The organism is Streptomyces sp. ActVer (assembly GCF_027270795.1).
In the GTDB taxonomy this organism is placed as follows: domain Bacteria; phylum Actinomycetota; class Actinomycetes; order Streptomycetales; family Streptomycetaceae; genus Streptomyces; species Streptomyces umbrinus_A.
Genome location: NZ_JAPWHT010000127.1, coordinates 1 through 23,455, shown reverse-complemented (window position 1 = coordinate 23,455; position 23,455 = coordinate 1). Strand labels below are relative to the sequence as shown.

21 protein-coding genes are annotated in these 23,455 nt (G+C 70.1%); 11 read left to right on the top strand and 10 right to left on the bottom strand.

Translation table 11 applies throughout. The annotated features are described in order from the left end of the window. The coding region (locus tag O3Q52_RS21820) for an ABC transporter ATP-binding protein (protein WP_269650462.1) at nt 1-913 on the bottom strand (913 nt) is incomplete at its 3' end. 119 nt (nt 914-1,032) lie between these two features. On the opposite strand from O3Q52_RS21820, the gene O3Q52_RS21815 reads away from it, so the two are divergent. The 4 genes from O3Q52_RS21815 (at nt 1,033) to O3Q52_RS21800 (ending at nt 5,118) form a co-directional block, all read left to right on the top strand. Next, entirely contained in the window at nt 1,033-2,043 is a 1,011-nt protein-coding gene (locus O3Q52_RS21815; RefSeq protein WP_269650461.1) for an ornithine cyclodeaminase family protein, read from the top strand. Further along, nucleotides 2,040-3,605, top strand: coding sequence for a histidine ammonia-lyase (gene hutH, locus O3Q52_RS21810; RefSeq protein WP_269650460.1), 1,566 nt, complete (start codon nt 2,040-2,042; stop codon nt 3,603-3,605). The genes O3Q52_RS21815 and hutH overlap by 4 nt, the downstream gene beginning before the upstream one ends. After that, the gene (locus O3Q52_RS21805) at nt 3,602-4,507 is read left to right on the top strand and encodes an amidohydrolase family protein (protein WP_269650459.1); all 906 of its coding nucleotides are present in this window, start codon (nt 3,602-3,604) and stop codon (nt 4,505-4,507) included. Before hutH ends, O3Q52_RS21805 begins: the two co-directional genes overlap by 4 nt. Nucleotides 4,508-4,581: 74 nt before the next feature. Further along, the gene (locus tag O3Q52_RS21800; protein WP_269650458.1) at nt 4,582-5,118 is read left to right on the top strand and encodes a hypothetical protein; all 537 of its coding nucleotides are present in this window, start codon (nt 4,582-4,584) and stop codon (nt 5,116-5,118) included. Nucleotides 5,119-5,161: 43 nt separating this feature from the next. Here the strand turns inward: O3Q52_RS21800 and O3Q52_RS21795 are convergent, their stop codons facing one another. Together O3Q52_RS21795 and O3Q52_RS21790 are read right to left on the bottom strand one after the other, a co-directional pair. Next, entirely contained in the window at nt 5,162-6,076 is a 915-nt protein-coding gene (locus O3Q52_RS21795; protein WP_269650457.1) for a YceI family protein, read from the bottom strand. A 205-nt stretch (nt 6,077-6,281) separates the two neighbouring features. After that, complete coding sequence (locus O3Q52_RS21790) at nt 6,282-7,316, bottom strand: LacI family DNA-binding transcriptional regulator (RefSeq protein ID WP_269650456.1); 1,035 nt, start codon at nt 7,314-7,316, stop codon at nt 6,282-6,284. Between the two features lie 148 nt (nt 7,317-7,464). Between O3Q52_RS21790 and O3Q52_RS21785 the strand changes: the two genes are divergently transcribed. From O3Q52_RS21785 to O3Q52_RS21755, 7 genes are all read left to right on the top strand, one after another. Next, nucleotides 7,465-8,691 carry an amino acid ABC transporter substrate-binding protein gene (locus tag O3Q52_RS21785; RefSeq protein ID WP_269650455.1) on the top strand — a complete coding sequence of 409 codons (1,227 nt, stop codon included), beginning with the start codon at nt 7,465-7,467 and terminating at the stop codon, nt 8,689-8,691. A 6-nt stretch (nt 8,692-8,697) separates the two neighbouring features. Next, entirely contained in the window at nt 8,698-9,585 is an 888-nt protein-coding gene (locus O3Q52_RS21780) for a branched-chain amino acid ABC transporter permease (protein WP_269650454.1), read from the top strand. After that, nucleotides 9,569-10,672 (top strand): branched-chain amino acid ABC transporter permease, encoded by a 1,104-nt coding sequence (locus O3Q52_RS21775; RefSeq protein WP_269650453.1) that lies wholly within the window; start codon nt 9,569-9,571, stop codon nt 10,670-10,672. Before O3Q52_RS21780 ends, O3Q52_RS21775 begins: the two co-directional genes overlap by 17 nt. After that, nucleotides 10,669-11,418 (top strand): ABC transporter ATP-binding protein, encoded by a 750-nt coding sequence (locus O3Q52_RS21770; protein WP_269650452.1) that lies wholly within the window; start codon nt 10,669-10,671, stop codon nt 11,416-11,418. The genes O3Q52_RS21775 and O3Q52_RS21770 overlap by 4 nt, the downstream gene beginning before the upstream one ends. Beyond that, nucleotides 11,408-12,211 carry an ABC transporter ATP-binding protein gene (locus O3Q52_RS21765; RefSeq protein ID WP_269650451.1) on the top strand — a complete coding sequence of 268 codons (804 nt, stop codon included), beginning with the start codon at nt 11,408-11,410 and terminating at the stop codon, nt 12,209-12,211. The genes O3Q52_RS21770 and O3Q52_RS21765 overlap by 11 nt, the downstream gene beginning before the upstream one ends. 70 nt (nt 12,212-12,281) lie before the next feature. Next, nucleotides 12,282-13,256, top strand: a complete 975-nt coding sequence (locus tag O3Q52_RS21760) for a LamG-like jellyroll fold domain-containing protein (protein WP_269650450.1) — start codon at nt 12,282-12,284, stop codon at nt 13,254-13,256. A gap of 5 nt (nt 13,257-13,261) precedes the next feature. Then, complete coding sequence (locus tag O3Q52_RS21755; RefSeq protein ID WP_269650449.1) at nt 13,262-15,403, top strand: sorbosone dehydrogenase family protein; 2,142 nt, start codon at nt 13,262-13,264, stop codon at nt 15,401-15,403. On the opposite strand, the gene O3Q52_RS21750 is transcribed toward O3Q52_RS21755, so the two are convergent. The 7 genes from O3Q52_RS21750 to O3Q52_RS21720 all read right to left on the bottom strand — a co-directional run. Next, complete coding sequence (locus O3Q52_RS21750) at nt 15,393-16,865, bottom strand: glycoside hydrolase (protein WP_269650448.1); 1,473 nt, start codon at nt 16,863-16,865, stop codon at nt 15,393-15,395. The genes O3Q52_RS21755 and O3Q52_RS21750 overlap by 11 nt on opposite strands. A 170-nt stretch (nt 16,866-17,035) precedes the next feature. After that, nucleotides 17,036-18,292 (bottom strand): glucarate dehydratase family protein, encoded by a 1,257-nt coding sequence (locus O3Q52_RS21745; RefSeq protein ID WP_269650447.1) that lies wholly within the window; start codon nt 18,290-18,292, stop codon nt 17,036-17,038. After that, nucleotides 18,289-19,197, bottom strand: coding sequence for a 5-dehydro-4-deoxyglucarate dehydratase (locus O3Q52_RS21740; protein ID WP_269650446.1), 909 nt, complete (start codon nt 19,195-19,197; stop codon nt 18,289-18,291). Before O3Q52_RS21740 ends, O3Q52_RS21745 begins: the two co-directional genes overlap by 4 nt. A 27-nt stretch (nt 19,198-19,224) precedes the next feature. Continuing rightward, nucleotides 19,225-20,178, bottom strand: a complete 954-nt coding sequence (locus tag O3Q52_RS21735; RefSeq protein WP_269650445.1) for a carbohydrate ABC transporter permease — start codon at nt 20,176-20,178, stop codon at nt 19,225-19,227. Next, entirely contained in the window at nt 20,175-21,083 is a 909-nt protein-coding gene (locus tag O3Q52_RS21730) for a carbohydrate ABC transporter permease (RefSeq protein WP_269650444.1), read from the bottom strand. The genes O3Q52_RS21735 and O3Q52_RS21730 overlap by 4 nt, the downstream gene beginning before the upstream one ends. Then, nucleotides 21,080-22,408 (bottom strand): sugar ABC transporter substrate-binding protein, encoded by a 1,329-nt coding sequence (locus O3Q52_RS21725; protein WP_269650463.1) that lies wholly within the window; start codon nt 22,406-22,408, stop codon nt 21,080-21,082. The genes O3Q52_RS21730 and O3Q52_RS21725 overlap by 4 nt, the downstream gene beginning before the upstream one ends. Nucleotides 22,409-22,590: 182 nt before the next feature. Beyond that, a partial coding sequence (locus O3Q52_RS21720) for a maleylacetate reductase (protein WP_269650443.1) occupies nt 22,591-23,455 on the bottom strand: 865 nt, incomplete at its 5' end.

The following is a 23,455-nucleotide window of genomic DNA, read 5'->3' as shown; positions in this document are numbered from 1 at the left end:
CCGCGAGTGTGCCGCCGGACGAGAGGTCGGCGACCGCGGCCCAGCCGAGCGGCCGCCGGCCCCCGTCGACTACGAGCACCCAGGGTTCGCCCGCCGCCCGGGCCCGGGCCACCGGGGAGTCGGCCGGCAGAACCAGCCCGTCCCGCAGCGGCAGATCGGCGGCCTTGACGAAGGACAGGCGGCGGATGCCGCGGTCCTGGCCCACGAAATCGGCCACGAAGTCGTCGGCGGGATGCGCGAGCAGCCGCTCCGGGGTGTCGAACTGCGCGAGCTTGCCCCCGGTACGGAACACGGCGATGTTGTCGCCGAGCTTGATCGCCTCGTCGATGTCATGGGTGACGAACACGATCGTCTTGTGCAACTCCTTCTGCAGCCGGATGAACTCAGCCTGCAGTTCCCCCCGGACGATGGGGTCGACCGCGCTGAACGGCTCGTCCATCAGCAGCACCGGCGGGTCCGCTCCCAGCGCCCTGGCCACCCCGACGCGCTGCTGCTGTCCGCCGGAGAGCTGGTACGGATAGCGCTTGGCCATGGCGGCCGGCAGCCCCACGAGCTCCAGCAGCTCCGCCGCCCGCGAGCGTGCCTTCTTCTTGCCCCAGCCGAGCAGCAGCGGCACGGTCGCTATGTTGTCCAGCACCGTGCGGTGCGGGAACAGCCCCGCGTGCTGGATCACGTATCCGATGCCCCGGCGCAGCTCCGGGGCGGCGATCTCCCGGATGTCCTGGCCGCGCAGGCTCACCGTGCCGGCCGTCGGCTCGACCATGCGGTTGACCATGCGCAGAGTCGTGGTCTTGCCGCAGCCGGAAGGGCCGACCAGGACCGTGATGCCGCCCTCCGCCAACTCCAGCGACAGCTCGTCCACGGCTGTCGTGCCGTTGGGATAGTTTTTGCTCACCGCGTCGAATCTGATCAAAGCTGCCCCTTACCCGACTGCATATGGTCATGCAGAGTTGTGTGTGGCTGAATTACAGTCAATCCCCTTTTGTAAACGGGACGTTACGTTCGTCCGAAGAAAGTGAAAGGGCGCCCGGAATGCAGGCGTTTGACCCGGTTTGGTTCACGTTTCTGAACGGCTCGGACATCGAACAGCTCGAACTTGACGACACCGAGGTGCTCGACGCCGTCGAGCAGGGGCTGCGTGCTCAGGGCCGCGGGGAGACGGTCATCGAACCACGGGTCCACCTCACGCCCGACCCCTCGTTCAACGGCCACTTCAACGTCCTGCGCGGCTACATCGCGCCACTGGGGCTGGCCGGAGTCAAGATTGTGGGCGACTACGTCGGCAACTACAAGGCCGGGCTGCCCTCCGAGATGGCGCTGCTCAACCTCTTCGACCCGCGTACGGGTATGCCGGTGGCGGTGGTCGACGCCACCGCCATCACGGAGATGCGCACCGGCGCGCTCACCGCGCTCGGGGCGCGCCACCTGGCCCGCAGCGACTCCAAGGTGCTCGGCCACATCGGCGCCCGCGCCACGTCGTACTGGAACGTCCGCCTCCTCGACCGGATCTTCGACTTCGACGAGATACGGGTCCACTCGCGCCGCCCGGAGAGCCGTGAGGCCTTCGCCGAGCGGCTGGAGAACGACCTCGGCAAGCCCGTGACCGTCACCGACGACTGGAAGTCGTGCGTCGAGGGCGCGGACATCGTCGTGGAGGCGTCCCGGCTGGAGCGGCCCGAGCCGCTGCTGAGGACGGAGTGGATCGCGCCGGGAGCGCTTGTCGTACCGTACGGAACGATGAGCGCGGTCGAACTCTCCCTCACCGACATCATGGACAAGGTCGTCGTCGACGACTGGGGCCAGTGCCGGTCCGGGCCGTTCGGTGCCCTCCGCGCGCATGTCGAGTCGGGGCGGCTCAGCGAGGAGACCCTGCACGGCGAGCTGTGCGAGATCGTCGTCGGCGACAAGCCCGGCCGCGAGCGCGACGACGAGACCATCCTGTTCTGGCATCGCGGCCTCTCGTTGTCCGACATCGCACTGGGCGCGGCCATGCTCAAGAAGGCCGAAGAGCGTGGCCTCGGGCAGAACCTGCGGTTCTCATGAGCGGTACGCCTCCCGCTCCTACCCCGCCCGTCGCGGCTGACGCCGTGGTCCTCGACGGGCGCGCCCTCACCTGCGACGACGTCGCCGCCGTCGCACTCCGCGGCGCCCGGGTCGCCCTGGCCGAGGAGGTCCTGCCCCAGCTGGAGCGCGACCGCGCGGTCGTCGACGACGTGGTCGACCGTGAGGTGCCGACGTACGGCCTGACGACGGGGCTCGGCAGCCGCTCGTCGTACGCGCTGCCGCGGGCCGAACTCGGCGAGTTCAGCGTGCGCACGGTGCGGGGACGGGCCAACGCGGTGGGCGATCCGCTGCCGGTCCCCGTCGTACGCGCCGCCCTGCTGGCCCGGGTGAACGGCATCGCGGGCGGTGGCAGCGGGGTGCGGCCGGAGATCGTGCCGCTGCTGGTCTCCATGCTCAACTCACGGGTGCACCCGGTGATCCCCGAGGTGGGGTCGATCGGCGCCTCCGACCTGTGCCAGATGGCCCATGTCGGCCTGGTCGTCATCGGCGAGGGCCGCGCCGAGATCTCCGGTGAGGTGCTCGACGGTGCGCCGGCGCTGCGACGGGCCGGGCTGGCCCCCACCGAACTGGGGCCGAAGGACGGGCATGTGCTGTGCAGCGCGAGCCCGCTGGCCGCCGGCGTCGGCGCCCTCGCCCTCCACGAGGCGGCCGCCGTCCTCACCCTCGCCCAGGCGGTCACGGCCCTCACCTTCGAGGGGTTCCGGGCGAACACCAGCCCGCTCGACATCCGCGTACTGGGTCTGCGTCCGGCCCCCGGTCAGGCCCGGGCGGCGGGCGAACTGCTCGCGCTGCTGGACGGCGGCGAGCTGGCCGATCCCCGGCACGCCAGGCGCGTCCAGGACCCCGTGAGCCTGCGCTGTGCCGCCCAGGTGCACGGGGCGCTGCACGCCGCCCTGGACTTCGCCCTCGCCGCGCTGGAACCCGAGCTCAACGGCTGCGGCGACAACCCGGTGGTCCTGGCGGACACCGGGGAGATCCTGTCGTCCGGCAACTTCCACACCCCGGCCCTGGCCCTCGGCTTCGACACCGTCGCGCTGGCGCTGACGCAGACCGCGGCGATCTCGGCCGAGCGCATGCGGCGGCTGCTGAATCCCGGTGTCAGCGGACTGCCCGCGAACCTCTCGCCGTACGGTCCGGAGCGCTCGGGCTTCGCGCCGCTGGCCAAGACGGCACAGGCACTCGTCGCCGAGATCCGTGCCCTGTCCGCGCCCGTGTGCACCGACCCCCGGCACGGCGCGGACGCGGTCGAGGACGACTCGACCAACGCGGCCCTCGGGGCGCGCCGGCTGACGACGATGCTGGTCAGGCTGCGGCAACTGCTCGCCGTGGAGGCCCTGGCCGCGGCACAGGCCGTGGACCTGGCGGCCCCGGCAACCATGGGACGCGGACCCGGTCTCCTGCACCGCGCGATCCGCGAGCTGGTCCCGGGCCTGGACGACGACCGGCCCTGCGGAGTGGACGTGGACCTGGTGAGCCGGGACGTCCTGGGGTCCGACGAGGTACGAAGCGCTCTGCACGCTTTGGTGGAAGGACCTTCTTGACCAACGTCGACGTACACCAGCATCTGTGGACCGCCTCGTTCCTCGCGGCCCTGCGCGCGCGTGACGAGCCGCCGTTCCTGGGCGGCTGGACCCTGCACACGGCCGGTGAGCCGCCCTACGAGGTCCCGTCCGCGGACCACGACGTCGCCGGGCGTGCCGAACTGGCCGCCGCCGACGGGCTGGGCAGGGCGCTCGTCTCGCTGTCCGCCCCGCTCGGCATTGAGTGGCTGCCTCCCGACGAGGCACGCCCGCTGCTCGACGCCTACCACGAGGACGCGGCACGACTGCCCGAACCGTTCGGGGCCTGGGCCGCCGCCTGCGTCCGGGACATCGACGCCGACACGACCGCCGCGGACCTCGACCGGGGGTTCGCCGGGCTCCAGCTCCCCGCGAACGCCCTGACCGACGAGGCGGGGTACGCGCGCTGCGCCCCGCTGCTCGATCTGCTCGAAGCGCGCGGCCTCCCGCTGTTCGTCCACCCCGGCCCGGCGCCCGGTGCGTCCCCGGGGCCCGGCTGGTGGCCCGCGATGGTTCCGTACGTGCAGCAGATGCACTCCGCCTGGTTCGCCTTCCGGGCGTTCGGCAGGCCTCGTCATCCCCGGCTGCGGGTGTGCTTCGCGCTGCTGGCCGGGCTCGCCCCGCTGCACGGGGAGCGCTTCGCCGCCCGCGGCGGGGACGAGGGGCGGGCGGGGGTCGATCCCGATGTGTTCGTCGAGACGTCCTCGTACGGTCCGCGTGCCGTCGACTCGGTCGTCCGCGTCCTCGGTACCGAAGTCGTCGTGATGGGCTCGGACCGGCCCTACGCTGAACCGCCGCAGCAGCCCGGCTTCGGTCTGGGCGGGGCCACCGCGTACGCCTTCCGCATCACCAATCCACGCCGCCTGCTCACCGGAGAGGACTGACCGGGCCCGACGGCCCCATGCGACGGCCACCCGTGACCGTCGTCCAACACGCAATCGGCACCAGGGGGATGACCATGAACCCGACCCCGATCGACACGACCGCGCTCGCCGAACTCGGCGCGTCCGACCGGCCGTTCCGGCCCGAGGAGTGCGCGGACCGGGCCCGCCGGGCCGCGGCGTTCGTCGGCACCGACGCGCTCGACCGCTCCGGTCCCGGCTCGTATCTGCTGCTGTGGCGGAACGACAACTCCGAGGCCTGGCTGAACACTTGGTGGCAGTCGCGCGACACCGGCTACCACGACCACCAGGGGTCCTGCGTCGGCGTGCACGTGATCGAAGGCGCCGCCTGGCAGGAGGGACTGCCGGTGGGCGGCCCGCGTCGCGCCCGCCGGTACGGGCCCGGCGAGTCGTTCTCGTTCCCGGGTTCGGGCGTCCATCGGATGGACCACGACGCCGGCGCCGTGACCATCCACGTCTACTCGCCGCCGATCGAGGCCATCGGGCACTACGAGATCGTCGACGGCGAACTCCATCGCACGGCCGGACCGCCCGACGAGGGCTCCCCGGCGAGTCCCCGGCTGCTCGACGCCCTCAACTCGATCGGACGGTGAGTCCGGAGAGCCCGGTGCGTCCAGAGCGCCCGGAGAGGCCCCGCTACTCCGGCGGTGTGGGTGTGTCGTGCGTGCGGTACATCGCCTGAACGTCCAGTTCGAGCTGGATCGTCGGGCCGACCACCGCGATACCGCGGGCCAGCATATTTCGCCAGTTCAGCGTGTAGTCCTCGCGGTGCAGTTCGGCCTTGGCCAGCGCCGCACAGCGCAGTTCCTCGCCGTAACCGCCGTTGACCATACCGAGGTGCGTCGTGTCCAGGGCCACCGAGCGGCTCACCCCGTGCATCGTCAGCGAGCCCTGGAGGATCCACTTGCTGCCGCCGCGGTACGCGAACCGCGTGCTGTGGAAGTCGATGAAGGGGAACCGCTTGACGTCCAGGAAGTCCGCCGACCGGAGGTGGTTGTCGCGGGTCGTGTTGCCGGTCGTGATGCTCGCCGCGTCGATCCGGACATGGACCCGGGACTCGGTTATGTCCTGGGCGATCTGGATACCGCCGTCGAAGCGCTCGAAGCGGCCGTGCACATGGGCCATCCCGACGTGCTTGGCGATGAAGCGGATCGCCGTGTGGGGCGGGTCGAAGAGCCAGGTGCCGGTCGGCGGCAGGTCGAGCTGACGGGCCGGTTCCAGGCGGGCGTACAGGGTGGGGAGGGTGACGCCGGCGACGATCTCGACGGTCTCGCGGACCGGGGAGAGCCCCTCGGCCATGACCATCATGCTGTAGCCGCCCGGCGGCAGCACGGCCATGAAGAAGCCGTACGGGTCGGTGGTGCCGCGGGCCGCGACGCGATGGGAGTCGAGCGCGGTGATCGTGACGTCGGCGCCGCCCATGGGCTGTCCCATGGGGTCCGCGACCTCGCAGCCGACCGCGCCCGCGCCGGGCGGCAGGGGCATTGTGAGGCCCGCCGCGGCGGCGGAGGCGTCCCTGGAACGCCGACGCCGAAGCAGTCCGAGGGCCATGATGTTCACCTGTCTTCTCAATTCCGTTGCGTGCCACGGCTCGACGCCCTCCCACGCACCCGGCAGGCCCGTGGGCCGCACGGACACGGGCACGGCGAACCGGGACGTGAGCCGCTCATGATCGTGATCCAGCCGTCCCCGGCGTGGGTGTCTCAATACGAGACAGTGCGCGCCGTCACAATCGAGACAGTGCGCGCCCGGTGTCTCACCGCGAGGGCACGGGCCCCGTGGAGTCGCGTACCACCAGCTCATGGCCGGTGGACTTGCGGCGAGGCCGGGAGGCGGGCGGCCTGAGGGCCATCGAGAGTGCCTGGCGGCCCATTTCGGCGAGGGGCAGCCGGACGGTGGTGAGGCCGGGGGCGAGGTCCGCCGCGAACGACACGTCGTCGAATCCGGCGACCGACATCCGGTGCGGGACCGGCACCCGGTGGGTGCGGAGCGCTGAGAGGACACCGATGGCCATGGCGTCGTTGAGGGCGACGATCGCGGTGGTGTCCGGGTGGTCGCGCAGGATCCGCTCGGCCGCATCGCGCCCGCCGTCGCGGGTGAACTCGGCCTGCGCCAACGGCAGTTCGTCCGCGGGCAGTCCGGCCCCCGCCAGCGCCGCCGCCACCCCCGCGAACCGGTCGGCGACCGTGGACAGCAGCATCTCCCCCGCCGCCACCGCGATCCGGCGGTGCCCGAGGGACAGCAGATGATCGGTAACCGTCTCGGCGCCCTCCTTGTTGTCGGGCCGCACCGCGTCCGCGTTGAGGAAGTGACGGCCGATCACCGTCAGCCGCCCGCCGGCGTCCTGGAAGGCGGACAGCTCGGCCCTGGACTCGGCCTCCATCCGGGGATCGACATACCCGGAGCCCGCGATGATGATGACGCCGACGCGCTGGGCGATCAGATGGCGGATCTGACGCAGTTCGTTCTGCGGATTGCGGCCGGAGTGGCAGATCTGGACGATCAGATCCCGTTCGTCCGCCACCTGTACGACCCCGCCCGCGATCTCCGAGAAGTACGGGTCGTCGATCTGATGGACGATCAGCCCCACCGTCGACGCGGTACCGCCCGCCAGGGTGCGCGCATGGGGATTGGCGACATATCCGAGCTCCCGCGAGATGCGGCGGACCCGCTCGGCCACCTCCTCGCGCACCCCGTCCCGTCCGGCGAGCGCCCGGGACGCCGTGGTCAGTGAAACTCCCGCGCGCTCGGCCACATCGGCGAGCCGCAGTCGTGAACGGGGCCTTGGCATTCGTCACCGCCTCCGAACAGGGCCTTGTCAATCGGTCCGTGCACGACGCTTGTCTCAACTCATGTGACGTGGATTACATAGTACGCAAGCGCTCGCGAAAGCGCTTTCGAACGGCGAAGAGAGTGCCTGCGGACAGGGGAGTCCAGCGATGAGCACAACACAGCGCCTTTCATGGAGAGTTGCCGCCCTCGCGTCCGCCACGGCACTCACTGCCGCCGGTTGCGGCTCGGGCGGCGGCTCGGAGGATTCACCCGACGACCCCATCACCATCGGTGTCTCGCTGCCGCTCACCGGGGACTTCTCGGAGCCCGGCAAGGGTGTGGAGCGCGGCTACAAGGCATGGGCGAAGATCGTCAACGACAACGGCGGACTGCTCGGCCGCAAGGTCGAGTTGAAGATCCTCGACGACCAGTCGAACGCCGACCGGGTGGTCTCCGACTACGAGCAGCTGATCGGCAGGGACCAGGTCGACCTGGTCCTCGGCCCGTTCTCCACCCGGCTCGTGGTGCCGGCGGCCCGGGTGGCGGAGGAGTACGGTCTGCTCTTCGTCGAGCCCGCCGGCGCTGCCCCGGAGGTCTTCGACCAGGGCTTCAAGAACCTCTTCTACGCGGCCCCGGCGGTCGCCAACGACCACTACAACCACCTCGCCGACTACATCCTGGCGCTGCCCGAGGCGGAGCGTCCCAAGTCCGTGGCGTACGCCGCGATGGACGACCCCTTCGCCCAGGGAACGGCGTACGGGCTGAAGGACAAGCTGGAGAAGGGCGGTATCAAGACCGTCGTCGACGAGGTCTACCCGCCCAACACCACCGACTTCGGCTCGATCGCCGCGCAGATCGCCTCCTCCAAGGCCGACATGGTGGTGGGCGGTTCGCAGTACCAGGACGGGGTCAACCTGATCGTCGCCCTCCAACAGCTGAACTACCAGCCGAAGATGGCCGCCTTCTCCACCGCCCCCACCGAACCGGAGTTCGCCAAGGCCATCGGCGACAAGACCGAGGGCATCCTCGCGCCGACCGGCTACACCCAGCACGCGGACTACCCGAGCAACAAGGAGTTCGTCGAGAAGTACACCAAGCAGTTCGGCAAGGCCCCGGAGGAGGACGAGGCCAACGCCTACACCACGGGACAGGTCGTCGCCGCGGCCGTCGAGGCCGCCAAGTGTGCCTCGCAGGACGAGGAGTGCCAGCAGAAGCTCGTGAAGTGGCTGCGCGGCAACGAGGTGGAGACCGTCGTCGGGCCCCTCAAGTGGGACGACAAGGGGCGACCGCAGGGCGCGCACATGATCCAGCAGTGGGTGGACGGCGAGATCCAGATCGTCCTGCCCGAGGAACAGAAGGAAGCCGACCTGGTCCATCCCAAGCCGAAGTGGTGAGCCTCTGTGCCCTCCGCGAGCCTCGTCTTCCAGAGCATCGTCCTCGGCGTGCTGCTGGGAGGGCTCTACGCCCTCCTGGCGGCCGGCCTGACCCTCTACTTCGGCGTCATGCGCGTCGTGATGATCGCCCACTCCGCGTTCCTGATCCTCGCCGCCTACCTCGCCTGGTACGCGCACCGGGAGACCGGTGTCGACCCGCTGCTCACCCTGCTCGTCACCGTGCCGCTGTTCTTCGTCGCGGGCGTGTCCATGCAACGACTGCTCCTGACCCGGCTGCGCCCGGCGACGCTGACCATGATGTCGGTGCTGCTGACGTTCTCCGTCGCCCTCGTCATCGAGGGGCTCCTCGGGTACGCCTTCTCCGGCACCCAGCGCCGGATCCGGCTCGGCTACTCCTCCGCGAGCCTGGAGTTCTTCGGCGCGCGCGTCGCGGTGGTCAAGCTCATCGCGTTCGGCCTGGCCGCGGCCGCGCTGCTCGGGCTGTATCTCCTGATGAGGCACAGCAGGTTCGGCCAGGCGCTGCGGGCGACGATCCAGCACCGGGAGGCCGCCGCGCTGGTCGGCATCGACACCGACCGGATCGCCGGCTACGGCTTCGGCCTCGGTCTCGCCACGGCGGCGGTCGGCGGTACGGCACTCTCGCTCGACACGACCATCTACCCGTCGCTGCACTGGCACTGGATCGGCCCGCTGATGGCGATCATCGTCGTCGGCGGCCTCGGCAGCGTGCCGGGCGCGGCGATCGCCGCCATGACCCTCGGCATGACACAGAGCCTGCTCCAGCTGGAACTCAGCACGACCTGGGCGCAGACGGTCTTCTATGTCGCGCTCTTCGCCACCTTGGCCGTCCGGCCGCAGGGATTCTTCGGGGGTCGGCTTGCCCAGAGATTCTGAACGCCCGCGCCGCACAGCCAGGTTGCTGCGGCTGGGAGCACTGCTCGCCGGGATCGCCGTCGCGCTGTCCTTCCCGTCCATGGCCCCGAGTCCGTACGAGCTGACCGTGGGCATCGCCATCCTCAACTTCGCGGTGCTCTCCACCTCCTGGAACTTCGTCGGCGGTTTCACCGGCTACATCTCCCTGGGGCACGGCGCGTTCGCCGGCCTCGGCGCCTACGCGACCGGGCTGCTCGTCACCAAGGGCGAACTGCCGTCCTTCGTCGCGCTGTTCGTCGCGGCCGCCCTGGTCGCCGTGCTCGCGATACCCGTCGGCTACGCGGCGCTGCGGGTGCGCGGCGCGTCCTTCGTCATCGTCTCGATCGCACTCGTGCTGATCATGCTGCTGGTGTTCCAGAGCTGGGCCTCCTTCACCGGCGGCTCGCGCGGTCTGGTGGTCCCGCGGCCGTTCCCCGGCAAGCTGCGCTCCGAGCACCACGAGATCTTCTACTTCCTGTTCCTCGGGCTGCTGGCGCTGGCGCTGCTTGCCTGGTGGATCATCGACCGCTCCCGGTTCGGCATGGGCCTGAAGGCGATCCGGGAGGACGAGGACAAGGCCCAGTCGCTGGGCACCCCCACCTACACGTACAAGCTCGTCGTCTTCGTGGTCTCGGCGGCCTTCACCGCTCTGGCGGGCGGGCTCTACGGGCTGTGGTTCGGCGACCTCGACCCCGTCTTCCAGTTCTCGATCCTGAGCGGGGCCTACATGGTCCTGATGGCGCTCCTCGGGGGCGTACGCCATCTGTACGGGCCGCTGCTCGGGGCCGTGGTCGTCGGGTACGGCCTGGAGTACTCCAAGCTCGAGTACGGGGACACCCCGCTGCACCTGGTCTTCGCGGGCCTGCTGCTGGGGGTCGTCGTGATGTTCATGCCGGACGGGGTCATCCCGGCGGTCACCGGACTGGTCGCGCGTGTCCTCGGGACCGGCGAGACGTCGATCCGCGAGGTCACCGCGGCCGAACTGCGCGACGAGCGCGAGGCGGACGTCCGGCCGGACCACCGGCCGGACGGGAAAAGACCGGACGGGAAGAGAGAGGTGAGGCAGTGAGCGCGGACGAGGGTGAGCAGAGCCTGGCGGTCGTCGGACTCACCAAGACCTTCGGCGGGGTCGCCGCCCTGGACGGCGCCACCGTGTCGTTCCGGCACGGCAGGGTCAACGCCCTGATCGGACCCAACGGTTCCGGCAAGACCACGTTCTTCAACTGCGTCACCGGCATGATCCGTCCCGACGCGGGCCGCACGACGTACCGGGGCCGTGACATCACCGCCAGGCCGCCGCACCGCATCGCCCGGGCGGGGATCGGCCGATCCTTCCAGCTCTGCCGTGTCTTCCCCCGGATGACGGTCCTGGACAACCTGCTCGTCGCCGTACGCCCGCCGAACCTCCTGGCCCAACTCGCGGGTGCCCGCAAGCGGGGGGAGACGGAACGGGCCCGGTACTGGCTGACCCGTATGGGCATCGACCACCTGGAGAGGGCGGAGGCGCGGAATCTGTCCTGGGGGCAGCAGAAGCTGCTGGAGCTCGCGGGCGTCCTGATGAGCGAGCCCGAGCTGATCCTGCTCGACGAACCGGCGGGCGGGGTCAACCCGGCGCTGATCGACCGCATCTGCGACCTGGTGCGCGAACTCAACGCCGAGGGAAGGACGTTCCTGATCGTCGAGCACAACATGGACCTGGTCATGTCCCTCAGCGACCACATCGTCGTCTTCGACCGCGGGCGGCCGATCGCGGAGGGCCCGCCCTCGGTGATCCAGTCCGACGAACGAGTCCTGGAGGCCTACCTTGGCGTCTGACTCCGGCTCCTCCACCGTCTCCCCGTCCCCGTCCCCCTCCGACTCCGGTTTCCTTCTCGAACTCGACGACATCCGCGCCGGATACGGACGCGCGGCCCTGGTGCTGCGCGGTCTGACGGTCCGGGTGCCCGCCGGGGGCGTCGTGTGCCTGGTCGGCCCGAACGGCGCGGGCAAGTCCACCGTGCTGAAGGTGGCCAGCGGGCTGCTCGCGCCGCGCTCCGGACGGGTTCTGGTCGACGGCGTGGACGTCACCGGCCGCGGACCGCAGCAACTGCTCGCCGCCGGGGTCGCCCACGTCCTCCAAGGGCACAGCGTCTTCCGGGAGATGACGGTCGCCGAGAACGTCCTCCTCGGCGGCTACACCATCAAGGACAAGGCGGTCGTCGCCGAGCGCGCCGACTTCGTACGCGACCTCTTCCCGCTCGTCGCCGAACGCTGGACGAGCCTGGCCGGACTGCTCTCCGGCGGCCAGCAGAAGCAGGTGGAGTTCGCCCGCTCGCTGATGGTCAGGCCCCGGGTGGTGCTGCTCGACGAGCCGTCCATGGGGCTCGACCCGAAGACGACGGGCGTGGTCTTCGAGCAGATCGTGCGGATGCGGGAGGCGGGCACGGCCGTACTGCTGGTCGAGCAGAACGCCCGCCGCGCGCTGGAGACCGCCGACATCGGCTGCGTACTCGACCTCGGGCGGGTCCATATCTCGGGTCCGGCAAGGGAGTTGCTGGCCGATCCACAGCTGGGCGAGCTGTATCTCGGGGGCAGGCCGGCGCAGCCACCGGCCGCACCCAAGCGGTGACCCGGCGGGGACCCGCGATGCCAGGCAAGGACATCGATGTCATGACACGCCTCGCAAAGGAGCGAGCGACATGGTCAAACGCAGACGGTACGCGGGAGCGGCCCTCGCCGTTCTCCTGACAGTTCTCACGGCTCTCGCCGCGGCCCCGGCCGGGGCGAGCGGCCACCACCGGCCACCACCCACCGTGCATCCCGGGCTCCGACCCCACCTCGCCGCCCACTACGACTTCGAGCATCCGGTGCGCGGCAATCCGGCCCGGGAACGCGGCCAAGGCTTCTCCGGCACCGACATCGACCTCGTCGGTGGCGGCGCCCGGATGCGGGCCCCGGACGGCGCGCACCGCGGCAGCCGGGCCTCGCTCCAGGTGCGGCAGGTCGATCCGGACGCGGCGGGCAACGACGACTGGAAGGCGGGCGTGTACTCCGCGTCCGGCGTACCGACGCTGAACGCCTTCAACGCGGTCGAGGGAACCACCGTCATGGGGTGGTTCAAGATGACCGGGCAGAACCCGAGCCCCAACACCAACACGGCCGCCCCCGACGACCTTTACGGCGCGATCGGTCTCGCCGGGGTGCTCTCCGGCGACTCCGACGGACATGGTGTGCGCGCCCTGCTGGAACTGATCAACGTGAACGGCGAACTCCGGCTGGTCGCCCTCGGCCGGCGGATCGACGGGGCCGCCTCCCAGACCTTCGCGGCCTCCCAGGACTGGCGGACCCTGCTGCCGCCCGGCAAGTGGGTGTTCCTCGCCGCGACCTTCGACTTCGACAGCGGTGAGATGGCGCTCTACCGCAACGGCAGGCCGCTGGACGGCTTCTACACGGTGCCCGGCGACCCCTGGGACCTCTCGGGCCCCGGCCCGCACCGCGCCTCGGCCACCGACCCGCGAGGCATCAAGATCGGCGGCAGTTTCCCGCAGAACACCCGGGAGGGCAATCCCTGCAACTGCCGTATGGACAGCCTGATGTTCCTCGACCGCGCGGTGGACGCCGCGCTGGTCCGAGCGCAGTACCGACTGGTCACGCACAAGGCCGCAGAGGAGTGACAGCCATGACCGGATCCCCCGGCACCAGACCCAGACTCGGGCCCAGCCCGATGCCAGGCCCCAGGCCCATTCTCCTGACACCGTTACTCGTTCTCGCCCTGCTGCTGTCCGTCCTCGTCGCCCTGCCCGGCGCCACGGCCCACGCGGCCGAACCGATCACCGACCCGATCCCCGAGCGGCCCACCACCTCCGGCATCGGGCTCACCGTCGAGCAGTTCGCCGCCTTCCCGAAGAGCGTGCCGCCGGACGGTCCCGTCACCGATCCACGGCTGATGCGGTACGCCCGTATCAACTATCTGAGCGAACTGCCCGACGACTCGGGCCGGATGGCCGTGCCGGACCTCAACGGCAAGCTGTATCTCGTCGAGAACGGCACCCCGCGCGTCTACCTCGACGTCGCCGGCACCTTCTCCCCCGCGTTCTTCGGCAGCCAGGGTCTCGGCATGGGCTTCGGGTTCGTCACCTTCGACCCGCGCTTCAAGAAGAACGGCCGTTTCTACACCGTCCACACCGAACTGGCCTCCGCCACCACCGCCGTGCCCGACATGCGGCAGGCGTCGAACACGGTGTACCACGGCGTCGTCACCGAGTGGACGGCCGACGACCCCTCGGCCGACACCTTCAAGGGCACGCGTCGCGAGGTCCTCCGGATCGGCTTCACGGGCCGCGTCCACGGCATCCAGCAGATCGACTTCAACCCCACCGCCCGGCCCCACGACAAGGACTACGGGCTGCTCTACCTCGCCGTCGGCGACGGCGGCCAGGGCGCCAGGAACAGCGAGCCGCAGAGCCTGACCGTGCCGCACGGCAAGATCCTGCGCATCGACCCGCGGGGCAGCGACAGCGCCAACGGCAAGTACGGCATCCCGTCCCGCAACCCCTTCGTCGGCACCCCCGGCGCGCTCGGCGAGATCTACGCGTACGGCATGCGCGACCCGCACCGGTTCAGCTGGGACTCCGGCGGCCGCAACCGTATGTACCTCGGCCACATCGGTGAACACGCCATAGAGGCCGTCTACGAGGTGAGGGCGGGCGACAACCTCGGCTGGAGCGAACGCGAGGGCGCCTTCGTCTTCGACAAGGCCGCCACCGATCCCTGCGCCAAGATCCAGCCGCTGCCCGCCGACGACGAGAAGTACGGCTACACGTATCCCGTCGCCGCCTACGACCACGACCCGCCCGCGAACTGGAACTGCACCTCCGACGTCGGACGGGCCATCGTCGGCGGCTTCGTCCTGCGCGACCGCGACCTGCCCGAGCTGTACGGCAAGTACGTCTTCGGCGACCTCGTCGACGGCCGGCTCCTCTACGCCGACACCAAGGACATGCGCCGGGGCGGCACCGAACTGGCCAAGCTGTACGACCTGATGCTGTACGACGAGAGCGGCACCCGGGTGACCCTGCAGGACCTCGCCGGGGACAGCCGGGTCGACCTCCGCTTCGGGCAGGACGCCGACGGCGGGCTCTATCTCCTCTCCAAGGCCAACGGCAGGATCTGGAAGGTGACCGGCACCCGGAAGTTCGCCTCCTGCGACACCGACGGCACGAAGGTCACCAACGTCATGGCCGGACGGAACTGGGCCCCGGTCACCCCGTCCAAGTGGCGGTTCCCGGGCCGCGAGGCGATCCTCGCCGAGGCCGGGGCCGCCCGTCCCGGCCCGCGCCGCCCCTTCGAGTACGCCGTGCTCACCGCGGGCCCCCAGGCCTTCGGCTCCGTACGGATCGACGCGCAGGTCCGCCTCGACACACCCGTCGAGATCACCAACCGGGACGTGATCATCGTGTTCGGCCACCAGTCCGACACGAAGTTCTATTACGCGCACCTGTCGACCGACAACACCATCTATCCGCACAACGGGATCTTCGTCGTGAACGACGCCGACCGGCTGCGCCTGGAGGACCAGTGGAACGGAACCACCGGTGCGCCACCGGCCGTCACCGACTCGGCCTGGCACAAGGTGCGGGTGGTGCACTGCCCCGGCACCGGTGAGATCGCGGTCTACCTCGACGGCTCGAAACAGCCCCTGATGACGGCCGTCGACACCACGCTCTCCTCCGGCCGGGTGGGCTTCGGCTCGTTCGACAACATCGGACGGATGCGCGACCTGAAGGTCACCGGCGCGGGCGGGGCCGCCCTCACACGGTGACACCGTCGATCTCGAAGGTCTGCACCGAGGCGGCGGCGAACGGCACGCTCAGGCTCTTGCCGTTGAGGTAGGTGTCCGAGCGTGCCGTGTAGAGGTCGCCGCTGCCCGAGGTGAGCGTGTTCCAGCGCCGTACGAGCCCGCCGCTGCCGCCCGTGACCGTGGTGAAGCGGGACAGGTCGAAGGTGAGCGTCTGTGCGGCACCGGAGTTGACGGCCACGACGACGAGGCGCTTCTGCGTCGCGTCGTGGGCGGCGACCGCGTACCCGACGCCGGTGTCGAGGATGGTCATCCCAGGCCTGATATGGCGGCTGAACTGGGCCATCACGTAGTACTTGGTCTGCACGGTGGTCGGCTGCAGGGTGCTCGCGTCGTACGCGATCATCGCCCAGCCGGTGGAGGGGTCCATCACCTGCCAGTAGACCCAGGCGGTCGGGTGCAGCCAGCGGAAGTCCAGGCACAGGTTGCTCGCCAGGGTGAGGCCGGAGCCGTCGCTGTCACCGGTCTCGGAGTTCCAGAGCTTCTTGCCGGCGGTCGTCACGACGTCCGTGTGGAGGAGGTCGCGGCGGCCGCCCGACCCCTGGTAGCCGTGCACGTTGACCTGGCTGACCAGAGCCTTCGTCGACGCCCCGAAGGAGTTCCAGGTCGTACGGGCCAGGTCGTAGCTGGTCTCGTCGGACGCGGAGATCCTGATGCCGGACAGGCCCCGTGTGTCGAGTTCGCTGCGCATGTACGGGAGGACGGCGGCCTGGACGGCGGCGTCCATGTGGCAGCCCTCCTGGGTGCCGGTGGCCGTCCACCAGGAGGACGAGGGTTCGTTGAAGGGGTCGACGGTCGCGAAGTTCACACCCCAGTTGTTCTTGGCGCGCAGGGCGACGGCCGCCAGGTGGGAGGCGTGCTGCCGGTAGTTCCAGGACTGGAGGTTGTTGCCGCCTCCCGAGGCGCCCGACGGGTTGTGGTTGAGGCACATCCACCACATGGGCGAGTTGGCGAACAGCTCGGTGACCGCGCCGCGTTGGGTGGCCTTCACCAGGGCGGCGCGCTGGTTGGCGTCCGCCGTCCAGTCCCAGGCCGAGGACGTGGGGTCCTCGTTGTTCCAGTCCTGCCAGTAGCCCTCGATCTGCTTGAAGGCCGGGATGTTGGGCGAGGGGACCATGGACTGGCCGCCCACGCTGTTCGGGCTGCACGCGCCCAGGTTGTAGCGGGCGATGTTCATGCCGAGGCCCGGCAGCGTCCTGCCGCCGTACGCCACGGACTTGGTGGTGAAGAAGATGTCGGCGAAGTCGTCCCGCGCGCCGAACACGTTGGCCCACCATGCGAGCGAGGTGCCCCAGCCCTCCCAACGCCCGTAGCTGGTACCGGGGTTGACGCCGATGGTCGCGTCGGCGCGGGCGGTGCCCGTCGCCAGCGCACTGCCCAGCAGCGTGCCGCCCGCCGCCGCCAGCAGCGATCTGCGCTTCATCATGGAGGTCTCCTGTCGCGCTCATGCCACAACCTGGTTGAAGAATGGGGCGGGGGCAAACGGTTGTCGAGACGCGTGACAGCGCTTTCTGTTTCGATAGTTTTACGGACGCCCGTGTCACGGCAGTGCCATACGGGCGCCCGTGTCCCCACGGCCTCATGGGACCGCCGGCGTCACCACCGAGGGAGCTTGAGCTCGTACTCCGGGTGGACGCGCCGCATGTAACCGGTGTCGTCGCGGCCCTTCATGCCCGAGTCGAGATAGACCCGGTGGAGCCGTTCCAGCGCGTCATGGTCGAGTTCGACGCCGAGCCCGGGACCCGTGGGGACCTTGACCGCGCCGTCCCGCAGTTCCAGGGCGCCGGGGACGACGACGTCGTCCGCGGAGTTCCACGGGTAGTGGGTGTCGCAGGAGGTGTCGAGGTTCGGGATCGCGGCGGCCACATGCGTCATGGCGGCGAGGCTGATGCCGAGGTGCGAGTTGGAGTGCATGGACAGACCGATGCCGAACGCCTCGCAGACGGCGGCGAGTTCACGAGTGCGGCGCAGCCCGCCCCAGTAGTGGTGGTCGGTGAGCAGGACCTGGATGGCGTCCTGCTCGACAGCCGGTTTCAGGTGCTCCCAGGCGACCACGCACATGTTGGTGGCCAGCGGCATGGGCGAGGTCTTCGCGACTTCCGCCATGCCGGGAATCGTGGGGGTGGGGTCCTCCAGGTACTCCAGGCAGCCGTCCAGCTCCCGCGCCACGTACTGCGAAGTCTCCACCGTCCAGGCCGTGTTGGGATCGAGCCGCAGCGGCTGCCCCGGGAAGGCCTCGGCGAGCGCCTTCATCGCGGCGATCTCCTCGTCGGGCGGGAAGACACCGCCCTTGAGCTTGAACGAGCTGAATCCGTACCGCTGTTGCATCAGCCGGGCCTGCTCGACGATGCCCGCCGGGTCGAGGGCCTCGCCCCACTCGTCACCGACGGCCGGATTGCCGTCGAGCGCCGGGTGTTCGGCCCACTTGTAGAAGAGGTACGCGGCGAAGGGCACGGCGTCGCGGACCGCGCCGCCCAGCAGGTCGCTGACCGAGCGCCCGAGCAGCTTGCCCTGGGCGTCCAGACAGGCGACCTCCACGGCGGAGGTGGTCCAGCCGCGCTCGTGGGAACTGGGCACGGTGGGCAGCAGGACGGTGTCGATCGCGGCGGCGACGGCGGTCGTGTCGAAGACGTCCATGCCGACGACCGCCTGTGCCGCGGCCCGCAGCCGTTCGATACGGATGTCGCCGCCGGTCGACTCGCCGAGACCCACCGTGCCGTCCTCCAGGACCAGCTGGAGGATCAGCCGCAGGGCGAGGGGCTCGTGCACACCGCTGGAGTTGAGGAGCGGCGGGTCACGGAACGCGATCGGCGTGACGATCAGTTCACGGATCCGACTGTCGGGGGTGGTCATGCGCGGACTGCCTCCAGGCCGTGGGCGATGATTTTCGTCAGCCGGGCGAGGTGCTCCGGCGTGGGGTCGAGCAGGGGTGCCCGGACGCCGCCGACGTCCAGGCCCCGGATCGTGACGCCGGCCTTGACCAGCGACACCGCGTATCCGGGTACCTCGTCGCGGAGTTGGACGAGGGGTCCGTAGAACTCGTCGAGGAGCGTGCCGACCAGTGTCTCGTCTCCCTCATCGAGGGCCCGGTGGAAGGCGAGGGCGATCTCCGGGGCGAAGGCGAACACCGCCGACGAGTAGAGCTCGACACCGATGCCGCGGTAGGCGGGCGCGGTCATCTCTGCAGTGGGCAGGCCGTTGAAGAACTGGAAGTCCTCGGTGCCCGGCACGGCCCGTACGGCCCGCACGATGCGGTGCATCCGCTCGATGTCGCCGATGCCGTCCTTGAGTCCGACGACACCGGGCAGTCCCGCGATCTCTGCGGCTGTTTCACCGGTGAGGCGGGCGGAGCCGCGCTGGTAGAAGACGACGGGCAGTTCGGTGGCGGCGGTGACCTCCCGTACGTATCTCACGAGGCCCTGTTGGGGTGCGCTGACCAGGTAGGGCGGCAGGAGCAGGATGCCGTCGGCTCCGGCCCGTTCGATGCGGGCGGCCTGGTCGGCGGCGACGGGCACCGGGCCGCCCGCGGCCGCGAGGACGGGTACGCGGCCCGCGGTCGTGGTCACCGCGATCCGGGTCGCGCGCTCGATCTCGTCCGGGGACAGTGCGTGGAACTCGCCGGTGCCGCAGGCGACGAAGACCCCGCCCGCTCCGGCGGCGACGCCCGCCTCGATGTGCTGGGCGAGCCGGTCCTCGTCGAGATCTCCGTTCGCGTCGAACGGGGTGACCGGGAAGAACAGCACTCCTTGGAACTTCATGTCTCCCTCGTAACTGCGGGGTGGGGGTCAGCCCTTGGTGGCGCCGGCGGCGATGCCGGTGACCAGCGAGCGCTGGAGGAGCAGATAGACGACCAGGCTGGGGACGAGGGCGATGACGGCACCGGCGAGGACCACACCCGAGCCGACCTCGGGGTCGGTGCGCAGGATCGACAGGGCGACGGTGACCGTGTAGTCGGTGGGGTCCTTGGCGGCGATCAACGGCAGCAGGTACTGGTCCCAGATCATGATGAAGCCGAGGACACCGGCCACGCCGAGCGCGGGCTTGCAGAGCGGCAGGACGACCTGCCAGAGCATCCGCAGTTCGCCGACGCCGTCGAGGCGGGCGGCCTCCTCGATCTCGGTGGGGATGTCCTTCATGAACTCGGTCAGCAGCATCACCGAGAAGCCCCAGGCGCCGAGCGGCAGGATCACGCCCCAGACGGTTCCCTTCAGGTCGAGGCCGACGACCGGGACATGCCCGAGGACCAGCGACAGCGGGATCGCGATGACCTCCTCGGGGAGCATCATCGTGAGCATGAACAGGGTCAGGATCAGGGCCTGCCCGCGGAACCGGTGCCGGGCGAGCGCGTAGGCGGCGAGCACCGAGACGGCGAGTTGGAGCAGCAGTCCGCCGCCCGCGATGACGAGCGAGTTCGAGAAGTAGTCCCAGATGCCCCGCTCGCCTGCCACGCGGACGTTCAGGAGCGTGGAGTCGTGCGGGAGGAAGGACAGCGACGAACCGCTGGGGTTCGTGCTGAAGGCACCGGAGAAGATCGTCAGGAAAGGCGCCGCGAAGATCGCGAGGGCGATCGCGCAGAGCAGGATCCGCAGGGCCCAGGCGGGACCGGGCCTGTCGCTCCAGCCGAGTGCGGTGTCGAAGCGGGCGGGGGTGGTACGGGCCTGCTTGCCGCCGCGCCGGGCACGGGCGGCGGAGATCTCACCGGACGGGGCCCGGACGGGATCGAGGGCGGGGGCGCTCATCGCACGTCTCCCCTCTTTCGGAAGTAGTTGACCGTGACGGTGAGCAGCAGCGTCACGCAGAGCAGGACGACGGAGGCCGCCGAGGCGCCGCCGATGTCGTTGCGGGTGAAGCCGAGGGTGTAGGCACGGGTCATCCACACCTCGGTGGATCCGGCGGGACCGCCGCCGGTGAGGACGTACACCTCGGTGAACACCCTCAGCCCGCGGATCGCGGCGAGGGTGAGGACGATGGCGAGGGCGGGGCGGATCGCGGGCAGCGTGACGTACCGCAGGCGCTGCCAGAGCGAGACGCCGTCCATCGCGGCGGCCTCGTACAGCGTCCGGTCCACGCCGGCGAGTCCGGCGAGGAGGATCACCATGTTGTAGGGGGCCGTCATCCAGATACCCATGGCCATGGTCGCCCACAGGGCCGTGTCGGGGTTGTCGAGGAACGGCACGGGTCCGAGGCCGAGGAAGCCGAGGGCGCTGTTCATGAGGCCGTCGGAGGTCGGGTAGTACATGAGCCGCCACAGCTCACCGACCACCGCGGTCGCGGTGACGACCGGCAGGAAGACGGCGGTGCGGACGAACTTCAGCGAGCGGGCCTGGCCCTCCAGGAGCAGGGCGAGGAAGAACCCGACGACGATGGCGCCGAGGGACATGCCGATACCGAGGAGCAGGGTGTTGCCGATCGCCTCCTGGAAGCGGTGGTCGGTCAGGACCCGGGTGTAGTTGTCGAGTCCGACCCACTTGTCGCCGAGGAAGGGCCGTACCTCGAAGAAGCTGAGCCAGATGCCCTTGCCCATCGGGACGAACTTGAAGATGAGGGCGAGCAGCAGGCCCGGGGCGAGGAACACCCAGGGAAGCACGGCTTTTCTGGTGAGGCCTCCACGCCGCCGGGGCGCTGGGGTCACGGTCGCGGTCATGGCATCAGGTCCTGGTCCTTGAGGTCACCGGCGAGGGTGTCGTCGAGCTCCTTGAGGCCTGCGCCGACATCACTGCCGCAGTACGTGAACAGCGCGTTGAGGCTGTCGGCGGTGTCCTGCTTGATCGGGGCGAAGTCCGGGGCGTTCGGGAACTGTTCGGAGGCCCCGCGGTACGCCTTCTGCACCACGCTCCAGCGCGGGTCGTCGTGCACCTTCGCAGCGTCCAGCGTGGTGTTGACGGGGATACGGACGACGGGCTGGTTCTTGCCGGTCATGGCGAGCTTCTGGCCCTCGGGCGAGACGAGGAACGCGGCGAGTGCCTTCTCCTGCTTGTCCTTGCCGGTCTTGGCGCCGAAGTAGACGTTCTCACCCTCGGCCAGCGCGTCGGAGCCGGCCGGTCCCGCGGGGGCGGGCAGTACCTCGAACTTGTCCTTGCCGAGCGTCCCGTCGAAGGTGACGATGTTGTAGGGGCCGGTGAGGTACATACCGGCGTTGCCGTCCTGGAAGTTCGTGGCGGTCGAGGTGACGGCCGTCAGCGCGCCGGGCTGGACGACGTTCTTGTCACCGCAGAAGAGGTTGTCCTTCATCCAGCTGACGGTGCGTACGGCGGCCGCCGAGTCCATGACGGGCCGGTAGCCGCCCTTGCCGTCCGGCTCGATGATCTTCGCGCCGCCCTGCCAGAGATAACTCGCGCCCCACCAGGCGACGTAACCGTTCTGGGCGCTGCCGGGGACGACCATTCCGTACGTGTTCTTCTTGCCGTCACCGTCCGGGTCGCGGGTGGCGAAGGCCTTGGCGAGCGTGAGCATGTCCTGCCAGGTCTTCGGCTGCGGCAGTCCGAGCTTCTCGCGCCAGTCCTTGCGGACCATCAGGGTCATGGCCTGGCGGGAGTACGGGATGCCGTAGTGCCTGCCGTCGAGTCCCACGGTGGAGGCCCAGGTCTTGCCGTCGATCTGGCCGTGCCCGGCGATCGACGCGGGGTCGACGGGCTTCAGCAGGCCCTGGTGCTGGTAGCTGCCCATCAGCGCGGTGTCGTTGATCATGACGTCGGGCAGGTCCTTGGTGGACGCCCGGCTCTGCAGCTGCTGGTCGAAGTTGACGACCGGCTGATAGTCGATCTTTATGCCGGTCTTCTTGGTGAAGGCGGCGAACACGCGGTCGTAGGTGGCCGCGGAGTCCGGATTGCTCCGGGTCCACACCTCCAGCATGTTCGGGTCGCCGCTGCCGGCGGCGTCGGAGTCGGCACCGCAGGCTGCCGTTCCGAACAGGAGCGCCGCCGCGGCGAGCGTGGCGGCCAGGCGGCGGCCTCGTCGTACGTCACCCATGGGCACGCACACTCCGTTCACATCCATGAATCGACTTCACGAATCTAGATAGCGCGCAGCCAGCTAAGAATCGTTTCAGGCGTATGTCAAGACATGGATCGGAGTTTTCACAGTCGTCACACCTGGCCCGGAGGCGACGGCTCCGGCACTCCGAAAGCCGCAGCTCGGTGCGGTGGAAGCGGCTATTCCGGGAGCTCGGCGCGAGGGGCGTCCCCCGCGAACGCCGCCCGCAGCACGGCGAGCGCACCCTCGTGCGTGACCTCGCGCGGATTGGCGTACGCCTGGCCCGCGACCTGCTCGGCCGCCACCGCCAAGTCGCCCTCGGCGAGACCCAGTTGAGCGAGGGACCGAGGTGCGCCGAGCTGTCCGGACAGGGTCCACAGAGCGAGCGGGGCGTTGTCGGTGTCCAAGGCGCGATCGAGGGCGCCGATCGCCTCGGGAGCGGCGGGCGCGTTGTACGCGAGGGCGTACGGCAGGACGACCGTGTGCGTCTCGGCGTGCGGCAGGCCGAACGTGCCGCCCAGCACATGGCAGAGCTTGTGATGCAGGCCCATGGTGGTCGCGCCCAGGCAGGAACCGCAGAGCCAGGCGCCGTAGAGGGCGCGCCCGCGGGCCTCCAGGGACGAAGGCTCGGCCGCGATCTCCGGAAGGGCCGAGGTCATCGCCCGTACGCCCTCCTCGGCCATCAGGGAGACGAGGGGCGAGGTGTCGGGGGCGTACAGCGCCTCGACCGCGTGCGCGACGGCGTTGACACCGCTCGTGACGGACAGGGGCACGGGCATGGAGAGGGTGAGCTCGGGGTCGTACACCACGCTGCGCGGGAGGACCGACGGGTCGCGCCCCGTGCGCTTCGCGCCGTGCTCGGTGAGGCCCCACACGGAGGTCATCTCGGAACCCGAGTACGTGGAGGGCACGGCGATCAGGGGCAGTCCCGTGCGCAGCGCGATCGCCTTGCCGAGGCCGACCGACGAACCGCCGCCCACCGCGACGCAGCCGTCGGCTCCGGCCTCGCGAGCCGCCTCGACGGCCCGGTCGGCGACCTCCACC

Bases quoted from the DNA above. Each gene is read 5' to 3' on its own strand.
- O3Q52_RS21735 (WP_269650445.1), bottom strand. From the start codon at position 20,178: ATGAGCGCCCCCGCCCTCGATCCCGTCCGGGCCCCGTCCGGTGAGATC.
- O3Q52_RS21740 (WP_269650446.1), bottom strand. From the start codon at position 19,197: ATGAAGTTCCAAGGAGTGCTGTTCTTCCCGGTCACCCCGTTCGACGCG.
- O3Q52_RS21730 (WP_269650444.1), bottom strand. From the start codon at position 21,083: ATGACCGCGACCGTGACCCCAGCGCCCCGGCGGCGTGGAGGCCTCACC.
- O3Q52_RS21725 (WP_269650463.1), bottom strand. From the start codon at position 22,408: ATGGGTGACGTACGACGAGGCCGCCGCCTGGCCGCCACGCTCGCCGCG.
- O3Q52_RS21760 (WP_269650450.1), top strand. From the start codon at position 12,282: ATGGTCAAACGCAGACGGTACGCGGGAGCGGCCCTCGCCGTTCTCCTG.
- O3Q52_RS21795 (WP_269650457.1), bottom strand. From the start codon at position 6,076: ATGGCCCTCGGACTGCTTCGGCGTCGGCGTTCCAGGGACGCCTCCGCC.
- O3Q52_RS21785 (WP_269650455.1), top strand. From the start codon at position 7,465: ATGAGCACAACACAGCGCCTTTCATGGAGAGTTGCCGCCCTCGCGTCC.
- hutH (WP_269650460.1), top strand. From the start codon at position 2,040: ATGAGCGGTACGCCTCCCGCTCCTACCCCGCCCGTCGCGGCTGACGCC.
- O3Q52_RS21745 (WP_269650447.1), bottom strand. From the start codon at position 18,292: ATGACCACCCCCGACAGTCGGATCCGTGAACTGATCGTCACGCCGATC.
- O3Q52_RS21755 (WP_269650449.1), top strand. From the start codon at position 13,262: ATGACCGGATCCCCCGGCACCAGACCCAGACTCGGGCCCAGCCCGATG.
- O3Q52_RS21815 (WP_269650461.1), top strand. From the start codon at position 1,033: ATGCAGGCGTTTGACCCGGTTTGGTTCACGTTTCTGAACGGCTCGGAC.
- O3Q52_RS21790 (WP_269650456.1), bottom strand. From the start codon at position 7,316: ATGCCAAGGCCCCGTTCACGACTGCGGCTCGCCGATGTGGCCGAGCGC.
- O3Q52_RS21800 (WP_269650458.1), top strand. From the start codon at position 4,582: ATGAACCCGACCCCGATCGACACGACCGCGCTCGCCGAACTCGGCGCG.
- O3Q52_RS21750 (WP_269650448.1), bottom strand. From the start codon at position 16,865: ATGATGAAGCGCAGATCGCTGCTGGCGGCGGCGGGCGGCACGCTGCTG.